The following is a 13382-nucleotide window of genomic DNA, read 5'->3' as shown; positions in this document are numbered from 1 at the left end:
AAGGAAAGAAATAGTTTAACCCGGAGAAAACCAGCTTCTAAGAAGCGAATTATCGGTTCGAATCCGATTTTCTTTCTGTTTTTTATCATCAAAAAATAAAAGCCATGTTGAAAAAGATATTTGATTTTTTTAGAGAAAACGGTCCTGTTGAAAAAATAACAGTTGTTCCTGTCACGCAGGAAAGTACCCTTCATTTTGTAGAAAACAGGAATATTCCCGAATCATCTGACATTAAGCCATACCTAAGAAAAAGTTCAGAAGCAAGAGAAAAAATCAACAACTTGGAAGAACACACTGAAACCTATAAAGAATACTGTCTGGAAAAGACAAGCAACCAGCATACCTTGAAAGCGCCCGGATATAAGATTATTGAAAAAGACGGTAGTACGGAAACTTTCAGAATCTATGGCGATGGCTTTATTTTTCACGGTGAACATAAAATCCTTCGTATAGAAAGTGACTATTTTGTAAAATACATCCAGCAGGAATACAATCCCATAACCCAACTGACAGAAAATGCATACGACTGATCCCATCGCAAGATATAAAGTATTCTCCGCGGAAGACCTTCCGGAGAAGGCTTTTGATGACCATGTAACTGTAGAAATATATGGCAAAAATATCACATGGGACATTGAAGAACTGAACGGAACCCTGCTTCTGCGTGGAGAAGGATGTCACTTTCCAAACCTGAAAACAGTCAAAGGGTCTTTGTCTGTAGATGCAGCAGACTGCTCTCTTCCCCATCTTAAAACGGTAGAAGAAAATTTTACCCTTCATTGTTTTGCCCAAATCCGGGAGTTGGAAACAGTAAAAGGTCATTTCAAATGCATCATTGATTTTGATTTTAAAAACCTGGCAACGATAGGAGGAAATATTTCCCTTAAAAAAGCCAATGTCATTGCAAGAGGTAAAAAGCTTGTGCAGTCCAGAATTGTTATCCCGATCAATCATCAGTATGAAGTGGAATTTCTTCCGAAAGAAGGTGTTTTCAATGTCGATATTTTCGGGAACGATATTATTATTCCACACTATGAAATCCGTGGAAGGATTAATGTTTACGGTAAAAATGTATCTTTTCCCTACCTTGAATTTCTTCAGGGACAGATCAATATGGAATGCCGTGACAAAACCGGGCATTATTTTACACACGATTTTCCGGAACTGAAAAAAATAGTCGGATACCTCAGATTTGAAAAGACAAAAGCTTCTTTTCCGGTGCTTCAAGAAATCACGGGAAATATTCTATTGGAACAGGGTTGTTATGCAGATTTTCCATTGCTGGAAATTTCAGGCAGCATTTCTGTTAACCGTAATTCAGGCGTAAGGTTTCCATTATTGAGAAATGTGAACGGAAATATTCAGAATCAGGGCGAAACCTGTCATTTTATATCTTTGGAAAAAGTAAAAGGAACGTATAAAACCCACCAGACGATTGCCCCTAAAATTCAGGAAGTCGGGGATCTGGAGATGCATACTTCTTTGGAATTTGAAAATCTTAAGAGAATCAACGGAAGGCTGATCAATGCATTCAAAGTTAATTTTAAATCTCTTGAGTATATTAATTTTTTCGGTGATGAAAGACAGAACGGGTCGCAACTTCCGGCAGTGAAACAGATCAATTTTTATCTGTACCAGAAAGACGATCATTTTGAACATCTGGCTAAAAATATTTTTTTTAAGATCAATGACAGAATGTATATTTCCAAAGATAAACTGATCCTTTCCGGAGCGTCTTTCAACTATGCAGTTCATCAGCAGAATTACACCATCCGGAAACTGGTTTCTATCCTGAAGCTGCGTCACAGCAGTTTTCAGAACTTTATGACGAGAGAATATGAACGCCAGTGGACGAGGTTTGAAACGCCGTTTTTTACCAAAATTCTGGAAAAAATAGAAAAACTCTGGAATGGGGTGGAAACCATACAATTTGAAGAATTCTTCGAATCTACAGACAGAAATCTGCGTCTCTTCTGTTTTAATTATATAGGGGTAGGAAATTTGATGAAGCGTCTGGAAGCAGAAAAGATCAATGAAGAAGAAGCAGAGCTGAATTACAACGAATATGATCAAAACGGAAATAAAACTCAGATCCGAAGAATCAACCGTTATGAAGTGTATAAAATTGAAAATAAAAAATTAGGAATTTATACTTGGCGTGAAACAGATCAGTATTCCTACGCCGTAAAATGCTGGTGCCCTTCCACAGAAAAGGAACACTGGCTTTGGATAGAACAGGAATATAAAGGAAATGCGCTCACCGCCATCGCATCTACGTTCAGAATACATGAAAACATTATTCCACACATCAAGTGTCTGAAAAGACAGGGCGATCTTCTGATCTGTGAACTGGAAAGGGAAATTACGCCACGCGGCTTTCCCAGAGCGCTCACCGCTTCAGAATATTTCAGCCTGCTGGAAGTGGAAGCATAACTAAAGAAACAGTAGTTTAACTGGAAAAACATTCCCTTCACCGGAAGGTTGCAGGTTCGGGCCCTGTCTGTTTCTATTTTAAAACTAAAACAATGAAAACATAGTAAACTCTTAAATTTTCAAATAAACGGAGGCAATAGTTTAACGGAAAAACGCACACTGCTAATGTGATACGCGGGTTCGAATCCTGCTTGCCTCCCTTTTTAATGCGAATAAAAGATGAGAAATACTTATAATAAAGGAGATTTCAGAGCCGGAGAAGCCGGAAAAATCTCTCAGGAACTGAGAAAATATGGTAATAAAAAATGGCGAAGGACAGCAAAAACAGTCATCAACGATCAGTTAAGCGAAACTTTTACATTGAAAAAAGCCAGACAAGCCAGACACAAAATAATCTGGGTAAAAATAACGAAAGAATTCAACGGAGTAAAGCGTTCGGATGTCAGAGGATTTTATTCTGAAAAAGAATTCAAAAACGTTTTGAAAGGACCCAACATTGTTAGATATTTTATAAACAAAAAAAAACAAAACAAATGAATACCTACATTGATATTGGCATTAACCTGACCAATAAACAGTTCTATAACGAACACGAAGAAATGATCAACCGCGCCCTGGACAATGGCGTAGAACAAATGATCCTTACCGGAACAAGCATCCGGGGAAGTAAAGAATCTGCTGAAATCGCAGAAGAATATCCCGAAATTCTATTTTCTACAGCAGGGATTCATCCTCATGACGCCAAATCTTTTAATCAGGAAAGCATCATGGAACTTCGGAATCTTTTGAAATTGAATTATGTAGTCTCGGTAGGAGAATGCGGATTGGATTTTGACCGGGATTTCTCGCCCAGACCCATTCAGGAAAAATGCTACAGAGCCCAGTTGGAATTAGCCGTTGAGGTTAATAAGCCCCTTTTCCTTCATGAAAGATCAGCGTTTAAAAGATTTAATGAAATTACAGATGAATACCTTTCCAGATTACCCGAAGCAGTTGTTCATTGCTTTACAGGAACTTTGGAGGAAGCTAAAATTTATCTTGATAAAGGATTTTATTTAGGATTTACAGGTGCGATAAGTGATGATAAAAGATTTAGACAGCTGGAAGAAGTGATCAGATACACGCCGCTCGACCGGATGATGATCGAAACAGATGCCCCGTTCATGCTTCCGAAAAATATGCCGAGAATGCAGAACCGCAGGAATGAACCATCTTTCCTTCCCTATGTGGCACAGACGATCGCTCACTGGAAGAAAATCAGTATTTCCGAAGTTGCAGAGGAAACCACGGAAACCGCCAGGAATTTTTTCAAACTATAAAAAAGAGCTCTACTGATGAAGTAAAGCTCTTTTTTATGGCGAAACTGCAAAATTGCAGCTTAACTTTTTGTTTTATTAAAGACTTTTTATTGCTGATTCCAAAGCCAGTTCCATCATCGGTTTAAGGGCTTTTTCTCTTTCGTCAGCAGAAATTTTTTCGTGGGTAGGAATAATATCAGTTACCGTAAGAATCGTCGCTGCGTTTTTCCCTAAATGTTGTGCATTTGCGAATAATCCGAAAGCTTCCATTTCTACAGCCGGACAGTTGTATTTCGTAGCAATCGCAGGAATATTCTGATCTTTTCTGTAGAAAATATCGCTGCTGTGTACATTGATCGATTTTGTTGCTAAAGAAAGTTCCTGAGCGGTTTCATTGATGGTTCCAAAGATATTTCCCTGGTGAGGAAGGATCTCATCTTCAATTTCCCATGCATATTTGGCATACGTACTTTCGCTGGCCGCATTTTCAATATTTAAAATATCAAAAAGCTTAAGGTCCGTCGTGTAAGCTCCGCAGGTTCCGATTCTGATGATCGTATCTACTTCATACTCCGTAAATAATTCAAAAGAATAGATCCCGATACTCGGAAAGCCCATTCCGCTGGCACCTACAGTGATCTCTTTTCCTTTATAAAGACCTGTATAATAAAAGATTCCTCTTGTTTTGCTTACCAGTTTAGCATTTTCCAAATAATTTTCAGCAATATATTGTGCACGAAGCGGATCCCCCGGCTGCAATACTACTTTAGCAATTTCTCCTTTTTTTGCACTGATGTGAATACTCATAATGTTATTTTGAAGGAACAAAGATAGCAACTTTTAGATTGAAATTTATAAAGATTTGTAGCTCAATATCCTAAGTTTTCTAAGCATAAATTCCCCAAACCAACCTCATAGGTTTCCAAAACCTATGAGGTTTAAATTAAACCAACGCAATGATCTCCATCATCTGCCCAATCCGCGAGAGCTGAAAAACAGAAAAAAGACTTTTATCATTAATTGAATCAATATATTTATAAATAATTCACCCCAAATATTATTTAACTGTCAATCATTCATATAAAAATTTTATTCTCTGCGAAATAGTTTTATTTTTGTTAGATGATGGAAACCAGATCCCCATTTCTAGACACTATTTTTCTGCTGCGAAACAGCGGGTCCATTACTGTATTTTCAAACCTGCAGGAAATTTCTAAAAAAGAAGAGCAGGAAGCAGGAGATTATTTCGAAGCAGAGTTCGAAAAAGAGAGACTGGAATTTTTATCCACAGCTATACATTGTGATAAAGAAGCTGCAGTTTGGGGAGCAAAAGTCCTGTACCACAGTGCTCAGCTCTATCTTATCCGGGAAAATACATCAAAAGATCTGGATAAACTGATCCCGAGAATGAAAATAACCGCTGATGTTTCTACCATCTTATCTGCAGATTTATCCCTGAGGTTTCTGCCACAGATTACTTCCGTTTTACAGACTGCAGATCCTTATGATCCGTTGGTTAAAATTTTAGAAGAAATACTTACTCAATTTCATTATTCCGGCATTGGATATCCGCTAAAGCTGGAGAAAGTCAACTGGGAAAAGGAACTTCAGGACAAAACATACCGAAAATTATATCTGGAAAGGATCGTTGAAAAGAAAGCCTATACTCTGGCAGAAATTCCCTATATTAATAAATTGCTTGTGGCAGATTTTGGACTTCATAAGGATGTTTACTGGCGGGATTTAAAAATAGTTGCCCATGGAGATTAATACTGCAGTTGCATTAGGAGGAATAGTTGCTTCCTACTTTTTTGTGTTCTGTATTTTGGCATATTATGCCAATATTTTGATGTTTAAAACGAAAGTGAATGAGATTTGGATGTTCATGTCCTTTTCAAAACCCTTGTATGCCTACACCATAAAAAATGATCTCAGAATTAAGTTTGGTTATATTCCCCTTTCCAGCCTTGTGAAAACCGATTCAGGAGGGGATGTGGGGCCTAATGATGATGAACTGAAGAAATATGATAAGCGGACTATGAAAAATGCCTTTATTTTTCATGGAATAATGGGAACTATGCTCACCGTTTTAATTGTTGCTGTCAGTTGGATTTCAGGGTATGATCCCCTTGTGGTTTTTAAAGATTTCGGAACCCATATCTGGCTGCTGTTTTCAGGAAAGACTGACTTTTCTGGGTTTGTAAATTTTATTCACAGCCAATACACCGCATACGGGAAGCATTTTTTTATTTTTTTAAGTGTGGGAATATATTTTATTTTTATCTCACTGGTCATGATGATTTCCTCACTGTATTCCTTCCTATCGGCGCTTATGGGCCTTGTGATAATAGTTGGATACTTTGTTGTAGGCTTTAAATTTCTAGAACTTCCATTTACTTTTTATATTGATCTTATTCTTTCACTCATTGTAATTGGATTTATATACTTTTTACTGTTAAGATTTTTCATTAAATAAATACTAATGACTCAAAATATCACAAAACTCAATACCGTTCTCAACTACGTAAAAGACACCTTCGTAGGAAAAAATGATGTCGTAGACCTGCTGGGAATATGTCTTCTGGCCAAAGAAAACGCGTTTTTATACGGACCACCAGGAACCGCAAAATCTGCGATTGTAAGAACGCTGTCCAAAACAGTGAAAGATGGCAAAAACTTTGAATATTTGCTGACCCGTTTCACAGAGCCCAACGAAATTTTCGGGCCTTTTGACATCAGAAAATTAAAGGAGGGTGAACTTCTTACCAATACGGAAGGCATGATGCCGGAAGCTTCATTGGTTTTTCTGGACGAAATCTTCAATGCCAACTCGGCCATCCTGAATTCACTTCTGACTGCCCTCAACGAAAAAATATTCAAAAGAGGAAAAGAAACGAAACAACTCCCAGCCCTTATGTTTGTGGGAGCCAGTAATGTTCTTCCAGAAGATGAATCTTTAAATGCATTGTTTGACCGTTTTCTGGTGAGGATTAATGTCGATTATGTAAATCCTGAGTTGCTGCAGCAAGTTCTTATTGCCGGAAGAAAATTAGAAAATGAAACCGAGACGGAAATTCCCGAAATTCTTGCAGATGAAATCAGGGAACTGCAAAACCTGTGTAAAACCATAGACCTCAGACCCATCTATGAAGTGTATTTAAATACCATCATCAGCCTGAGAAATACCGGAATTGCGATTTCGGACCGTAGAGCCGTAAAACTTCAGAACCTGATTGCGGCCAGTGCCCTGATCTGCGGAAGAAATGAAGCCGTACTTTCAGACCTGTGGGTCCTGAAACATATCTGGGATACTGAAGAACAAATCGAGATTCTTGAAGGCATTATCAACAGAACCATTGAAAAAGATGATCATCCAAACTCCCATCCACAAGCCATGCAGAATAAAACTCCCAATCCGGAGGAAGTCATGAAGGATGTAAAAATCCTGGTGGAAAAATGGAACAGCGGAATGCTGAGTTTTGAAGAACAGAATGTGATCAAAGATAAATTAAGATACCTGCAGACCCGATGCGACTGGATCAGAAATCCTGAGCAGAAGCAATATATTCAGCAAGAAATTGAAAGCTTATGGCAGAAGATCCTTCAAAGTGTGTAAAAGAATTCTGGGCAGAACTTCCGCGGGCCAATGAAGATTTTCTGGGCGCTATTCGGGACTGGAAAAATGTACAGATTGCAGTAGACGACGATACGGTTTGGCTGAAGGATTTTACCGAAGAACAGGCTGTATCCGCAGATATCCGGCAGCTACCAAACTTTATGCTGTACGAACTGCGCAACGGACTTTTGTTTAAAAAAGAAGCACTGGTACCCAGCAAAAAGATGAGAACAGCTTTGCTTTGGTCACCTATAGATAAAGCATTACGACTTACGTTTCCTGCTTCCAACAACAATTATTTTGGGATCAGCGAAAAAGTGGAAGTCAGATTGAAACCGGGGAATGAAGAATATCCTGCTGTATCACTCTTAAGCTCAATAACAGAAATTAAAGACAGTATTCCTGCACAGCCGAATTTCAAACTGGATAAAATAGAATGGACAGTGATTGACGATAAAGCATTGTTTCTCGGAACACCGCTGTTGAGTCTGCCCGGAAAAACCTACTGGACCAGAGACGGTCATCTTTTGCCTTCAGGTTTTGATTTCGAATTTAAAAATCTGAGTTCACTCTTGCAGCAGCAATATAACAAAATGTCGGACAAATGGCTGTTATGGAACGAAGACGGAACCTATCTTCCCATTAAGAAAGAAAATTTCCGGAAACTTTCTGTAAGCTCATTCCGTCTTACTGAAAAAACAAAAGAATGGATCTGAACGAATATTTCCAATCATACGAAAACTACTTTTGGGAGTGGGAAACCGACGAGGATATCGCCGGAGATTCCGGATACCATGACTACAATCTTATCTCGATTCCCGGGGTTGGGGCTATAGCCTACAGGCCTTACATCATGGAAATCCTGAAAGAACTTCAGCCGCAGGGATGGCCTCCTTTTGGAGCATTACTCATGGTTTTATATGCCATGCAGGATGGATACACAGATTTCGCAGGCCCAATGAAACATACCGCTACTTTTCACAGCATTGGAAATTTTGATTTCACCGCTGACAAGAGTATTGAGTTCCTTGAAAAGATCAAATCATTAAATAAAGTCTATAAGTACGGACAGAACAGAATCATATTGCTTCAGACGCTTTTTCAGGATGCCCACAACAGAATAGCTCCCGGCAAAGCAGAAATGATTCTCAACATCTACTACAAAAGACCTCATATGCTGGCCGCAAGTGCCGAAAAAAAATATGCAGGACCATCGGCGATCAACAGAGACCTGAGTGCATTACAGCTGTTAAATGAAAAATTCCCTACCGTCCAGTCTATCATTGATGCTATGCGGGATCATATTGATGAACCTGAACTGGATGACGAAGTCGTAGAGGAAGAAACCACCGTAGAAACCGATAAGGATTTTATCCAGCAGCTGATAGAAGAACCAAAAACATTCCAGGTAGGAAGCCTCATAAAGAGGATCTGGAGCGGACTTAGAATACCTATGCGTCATTTATCCCCGGGAGAACAGCCCATCGGGGGAATTTCCGATATGGCCAATAAAGGCGATCTTCACAGAATGCTGCTTTCCGAATTTGCGAATGAAGATGAGGTGTTCATGAATCGTATTGCCAATAACGAAGCACTATACATCCAGAGAGAAATACCGCCGGAAGAAAATATTTTTGAACGCGTCATTCTAGTTGATACCTCCCTGAGGAACTGGGGTACTCCAAAAGTATTGGCTTTTGCGTCGGCTATTGCTGTGATCCGTCATCCAAAAGCCCATTCAGAATGTAAGGTTTTTGCTATGGGGCAGGCTGGATTACCTATATCTCTCGACAAAACGGAAGATGTTATTGAAAATCTGAATCAGGTGAGTCCGGTTCTCGAAGTGTCAGAAGCATTGGGCAAGTTTTTCAATGAAGAACATACCGAAAAAGATCTTGAAGTTTTCTTTATTACCCATCAGGAAAATTTAGCTGACGAAAAGATCAGAAAAGTAATCCACGAAAACAGAGACCGACTTAAATTCCTGATCACGACCTCATCAGAAGGAGAACTGAATTTTTATAAACATCATAAAGGAGCCCGGAAGCATATCCAGAAGATAAAACTTCCGCTCCAGGAATTGTGGGCGAACCCACCTCAGCGTAAACTTAAAGCGACTACCGTTAATGGTAAGAAAACAGATCTTCCACAGAATTATCCGATCCTGTTTCCAACGCCTTCCAATAAAATAGCCCAGTTTTTATATGAAGGGGAATTTTATATTTTAAGTTCCAAAAAGCAGTTGCTGAAAACGTATCTTTCCGATAATTATTATGACCGGAACTCCTATGATTATTACAAAACATACCATGGATGTGAAGTGCTGATCGAAGATATTTCGGTAAAACCAAGAGGACAGTTTGCTCTGGCAAAAAACAGACAGCAACAATTCATTCTCTGCCAGTATCAGCCTGATAAAAAACTGATTTCAAAACTAAACCTGAATACAAAAGAATATTCCGAAATAAATACGACTGGACTGAATATTCCGAACTCATACCATCTGACGTATTTCGGAAGAAGCTTTTATCTGCATCAGCCCATGAATTCCTCTCTTTATAAGATCAATTTGGAAGGAAATATATCTGTAGAATCTGTATTTAATGATGATCGCGAAATAGATAAGAATATTGCAAAAGCTGAAACCGAAGTCGCCAAGCTGGACCGCAGCGGAATGAAGATTATCAGCAACTTTAACAGACTGGGAATCAATGAAAATAATAATCTTGTGATTTCCGGAAATGAGCTCTCCAGATTGTATGACAACTCATTAAATCTTTATAAAAACAGATGTACTATTAAGATTCTTGCAGAACAGAACAAAAATAAATTTACATTTCAGGACGGAAGTGAAATCATCACAGATGCCCGTGGAATGCTTACCTTTAAAAGCAGCAATACCGGAATTCCTACTTTTTATATTCCCTCTACAGAATATGGTTTCCTGGCAGTGTCTACCCATACAGAATACGGAGGTTCAGAATATTATCTTCCACAACAGACCTTGTTGAAAGTAAAAACCCTGGAAGAAATGTATTCACAGTATTTAACAGCATTTATTGATCAGATCTTGGATTATGGAGCTTAGAATAAAACCTTTTCCGAAAAATAGCTATCCCAAAAAGGGTCTTTTGATCAAAGATTCTTCCCCTGGAGTATGGCTTCATGAGCTGGAAGTTTTGGGAGTAGATCTCAATACAGTAAAATCCTATGCTATCCCGTCAGATCAGCCCAATGTTCTCTACGGATGTTTGATTGTTTTTTATCATGAAGCTCCTCAGGAAATTGGAAAAAATGCCTATTTCCAGTGTGTAGACGATCAGCTTTTTATCCCTGAAAATACTGTATTTTATCCTAAAGTCAATCCGGAAGACTGGAAATCTGCAGGAGCAAAATTGATGATCATGCACCCTGAATTTGGATTGGTTAAACTCTCGGAAGAAATAAACTGGATTTCCTTGCTGCAGGAACCTGGAATAGGAAAAGGTAAAGTAAGAAAACCTTCCAATGGAGTGAAAACACCTCAGCATATCGAAAGCTTTACGGTGGAGATGGATGATGAAAAAATTCTGGCGGCCCTTCAACAACCCAAGAATGAAGAAGAATGGATGAAAAACCTGCCTTTTGACCTTAAAAAAGTAATGGCCAGAAATAAAAAAGAGATTGAAAAATACTTAAAATATATAGAACAATATCCTGACAGAGCTGTAGAGCTGGGAGTTCCACTGGATATTATGGGAACTTCCCGGGGAGACGGCTTTGGAAAATTCACTTTTGGAGACCGCTGGCTAAGTGCTTTATTCGGAGGTTCCGGAGATCAAAAAGAAACGGCAGGAACCCGGAGTTTCCGTAAAATATTTTGGGCAGTGGTCATCATCGCGATACTTTTCAGGATTTTTATGCCTTCAGATCAAAACAAAACAATCAAAGAAGATTTTCTTGTTTCATCGGGTAAAATTATGAACGGTGCTGATAAAACCCGCGCTGATATGATTGCCTACCAATCCGGAGTGACGGATATTGATATGAAAATTGATTCTATTTACGGAAAAACAAGAAAAAAACTCTCCAGTGAATATTCTGCAGCAGGCGCTGCCATGTCAAAAGATAAAAACGAAAGAGAGCAGTATAAAAAATCAGGAGGAAGAAACCTTGGAGAAGTTGGAAATGATATCGAAAAACTCAATGCCAGAGAACAGAACAGCAGAGATTCCCTGAAAATTGTTTACTCAAAAAAAATAACGAAACATCTGGTGCAGCAAGAAGCAACCATGAAACGTCGCATTTCAGATTCCCTGAAACAATACAGCAAGGGAAAACCTGTCAATGATGAAGTGGTGAAATTTGTTTTAAAGAAAAAACAGGTACTCATGGCAGATTCGCTGGGACGACTCTATGGAACGCTTGACATGATGCAAGCTCCTCCAACTCCCGTTAAAGATTCAAAAATAGGAAAGCTCGAGTCCGGCGATAGCAATTCTCCTGAAAAAACAGAGGTTTCAGATATCCTCTATCTTGTAATTTTTATGTTTGGAGCTGTAGGAATTTACTCTTTCATCTTCAAAAGGAAATCATTAAACCTTGGTGGAGACAGTGTCCCGTTGTGGGTGAAGATCATTTTGTCGGTATTCCTTGTTGCTATGCTGGTATATTTGTTTTATCCATTGATAAAAATGTTTGGATACAACTGGTTTGTATGGCTTCTGGTAATTTGTGTGATTCTTCTCCTTTACCGCCTGTTCAGCGAGGACAAAACTATTTTAAACCCTGACGACGATGAATAAACAGAAATTTATAGACAAATTCCTGATTGCATTTATGATCCTGGCCGTGTTTAAGATCATAGGAATTGGAGCACAGCTATTTCACGAAAGCTTTTGGAGTGTTGTAGGAACGCTGGCGATTTTCCTTGTGGTAGCCTTTATTATCATGATCATCATTACTGCTTTAAAAGATAAGGAACAGAACAGGAAAAATTCTGGCAAGCGAGGTTCCGGCGGAGGAAATTTCTATCTCGAAGCTTCATTGTTTGACAGAATTCGAAGCAAATATGAAGAGCTTGCTGAAAAATACATTGCCGATAAGGATTATAAAAAAGCAGCAAAAGTGTATATGAATTTGCTTCAGGATAATTTTCGCGGGGCAAAAACCCTGGAAGAAGGTGGTTTCTACAATGAAGCTGCAGCAGTGTATCTTAAAAAACTAAACAATAAAGCAGAAGCGGCATCCTGTTACGAAAAGGCAAAACAATACAAAAAAGCCATCGACCTGTATAAAGAAATGCAGCAGAAAGAAAAAGTAGGGGATTTGTATAAGGAACTTAACGATATCCATAATGCCCACAGCTATTACCAAATGGTGGTAGACGATTATACTGCCAACAATCAAATGGTAAAAGCTTCTCTGATCTACAGTAAAAAAATGGAACAGCCGGAGAAAGCTCAGAAAATACTGCTCAAGGGATGGAATGAAGATAAAGATTCATTCAACTGTCTGAATAATTATTTCGCCAATGTTTTTGATATCATAAAACTGGAAAAAGAAATCCATAAGCTTTATCAGAAGACCCCTTCCTATAAAAAGACGATCTACCTGGAAGCAATGAAGCATGAGTTTAAAAAGGATCCGAAACTACAGCCTGTAACACGAAGTATCGCCTATGAAATTATTGCAGAAAAAGTAGGTACCCGTTCTGAGATCATCAATGAACTGAAATATTTTAATCCCGATGACAGTGTGATCCTGAAAGATATTTCAAGGTTTAAAACGGGAAGGAATAAGATGTTGAGAAATTAATAAATTTAAAGATTTAAAAATTTAAGGATTCAAGCATTAAAAAAATAGAAGAAATTTCTTATACCGGCAAATACAAGGTGGCTGAGGTACTCGAAGCCACCGTCTCAAAAGCCCTTAATTGAATAATTTTCACAGGCAAACTATCCCCTTGTTTAGTGAACCAAAGTATTATTTTCATTGCTGAAAAACAATTTTTCCTATCTTTGCGCCAGAAAATTATGACACTACAAAGAGCACAT

Annotated in this window: 12 protein-coding genes and 1 tRNA gene; 12 read left to right on the top strand and 1 reads right to left on the bottom strand. The window is 38.5% G+C overall.

The window, feature by feature from the left end:
• Window positions 1–104: 104 nt before the first annotated feature.
• The 5 genes from BUC06_RS23345 (at window position 105) to BUC06_RS07395 (ending at window position 3752) form a co-directional block, all read left to right on the top strand.
• Window positions 105–530, top strand: coding sequence for a hypothetical protein (locus tag BUC06_RS23345; RefSeq protein WP_083564024.1), 426 nt, complete (start codon window positions 105–107; stop codon window positions 528–530).
• On the top strand, window positions 517–2433 hold the full coding sequence (locus BUC06_RS07415) for a hypothetical protein (RefSeq protein ID WP_073331882.1): 1917 nt from the start codon (window positions 517–519) through the stop codon (window positions 2431–2433). Before BUC06_RS23345 ends, BUC06_RS07415 begins: the two co-directional genes overlap by 14 nt.
• A 130-nt stretch (window positions 2434–2563) precedes the next feature.
• Window positions 2564–2632: transfer RNA gene (locus BUC06_RS07405), tRNA-Ser, on the top strand.
• Between the two features lie 20 nt (window positions 2633–2652).
• Entirely contained in the window at window positions 2653–2970 is a 318-nt protein-coding gene (locus BUC06_RS07400) for a hypothetical protein (protein ID WP_073331879.1), read from the top strand.
• Window positions 2967–3752 carry a TatD family hydrolase gene (locus tag BUC06_RS07395; protein WP_073331877.1) on the top strand — a complete coding sequence of 262 codons (786 nt, stop codon included), beginning with the start codon at window positions 2967–2969 and terminating at the stop codon, window positions 3750–3752. The genes BUC06_RS07400 and BUC06_RS07395 overlap by 4 nt, the downstream gene beginning before the upstream one ends.
• Window positions 3753–3827: 75 nt before the next feature.
• On the opposite strand, the gene deoD is transcribed toward BUC06_RS07395, so the two are convergent.
• Window positions 3828–4538 carry a purine-nucleoside phosphorylase gene (gene deoD / locus BUC06_RS07390; RefSeq protein ID WP_073331874.1) on the bottom strand — a complete coding sequence of 237 codons (711 nt, stop codon included), beginning with the start codon at window positions 4536–4538 and terminating at the stop codon, window positions 3828–3830.
• A gap of 315 nt (window positions 4539–4853) precedes the next feature.
• Here deoD and BUC06_RS07385 point away from each other — a divergent pair, with 315 nt between their 5' ends.
• The 7 genes from BUC06_RS07385 to BUC06_RS07355 are packed head-to-tail and all read left to right on the top strand — an operon-like array spanning window position 4854 to window position 13143.
• Window positions 4854–5501: a hypothetical protein gene (locus tag BUC06_RS07385; protein ID WP_228423647.1), complete on the top strand. Its 648-nt coding sequence runs from the start codon at window positions 4854–4856 to the stop codon at window positions 5499–5501.
• Window positions 5491–6207 carry a hypothetical protein gene (locus BUC06_RS07380; protein WP_073331872.1) on the top strand — a complete coding sequence of 239 codons (717 nt, stop codon included), beginning with the start codon at window positions 5491–5493 and terminating at the stop codon, window positions 6205–6207. Before BUC06_RS07385 ends, BUC06_RS07380 begins: the two co-directional genes overlap by 11 nt.
• A gap of 6 nt (window positions 6208–6213) precedes the next feature.
• Window positions 6214–7347 (top strand): AAA family ATPase, encoded by a 1134-nt coding sequence (locus BUC06_RS07375; protein ID WP_073331868.1) that lies wholly within the window; start codon window positions 6214–6216, stop codon window positions 7345–7347.
• Entirely contained in the window at window positions 7320–8063 is a 744-nt protein-coding gene (locus BUC06_RS07370) for a hypothetical protein (RefSeq protein ID WP_073331865.1), read from the top strand. Before BUC06_RS07375 ends, BUC06_RS07370 begins: the two co-directional genes overlap by 28 nt.
• Window positions 8054–10435, top strand: coding sequence for a hypothetical protein (locus BUC06_RS07365; RefSeq protein WP_073331861.1), 2382 nt, complete (start codon window positions 8054–8056; stop codon window positions 10433–10435). The genes BUC06_RS07370 and BUC06_RS07365 overlap by 10 nt, the downstream gene beginning before the upstream one ends.
• Entirely contained in the window at window positions 10425–12131 is a 1707-nt protein-coding gene (locus BUC06_RS07360; protein WP_073331858.1) for a hypothetical protein, read from the top strand. Before BUC06_RS07365 ends, BUC06_RS07360 begins: the two co-directional genes overlap by 11 nt.
• Complete coding sequence (locus tag BUC06_RS07355; protein WP_073331855.1) at window positions 12124–13143, top strand: soluble NSF attachment family protein; 1020 nt, start codon at window positions 12124–12126, stop codon at window positions 13141–13143. The genes BUC06_RS07360 and BUC06_RS07355 overlap by 8 nt, the downstream gene beginning before the upstream one ends.
• The last annotated feature ends 239 nt before the right edge of the window (window positions 13144–13382 follow it).

The organism is Chryseobacterium carnipullorum, from assembly GCF_900142785.1.
Classification (GTDB): Bacteria; Bacteroidota; Bacteroidia; order Flavobacteriales; family Weeksellaceae; genus Chryseobacterium; species Chryseobacterium carnipullorum.
Note: the sequence above shows the minus strand (reverse complement) of the source record. Positions and strands in the feature narration are given on the sequence as shown.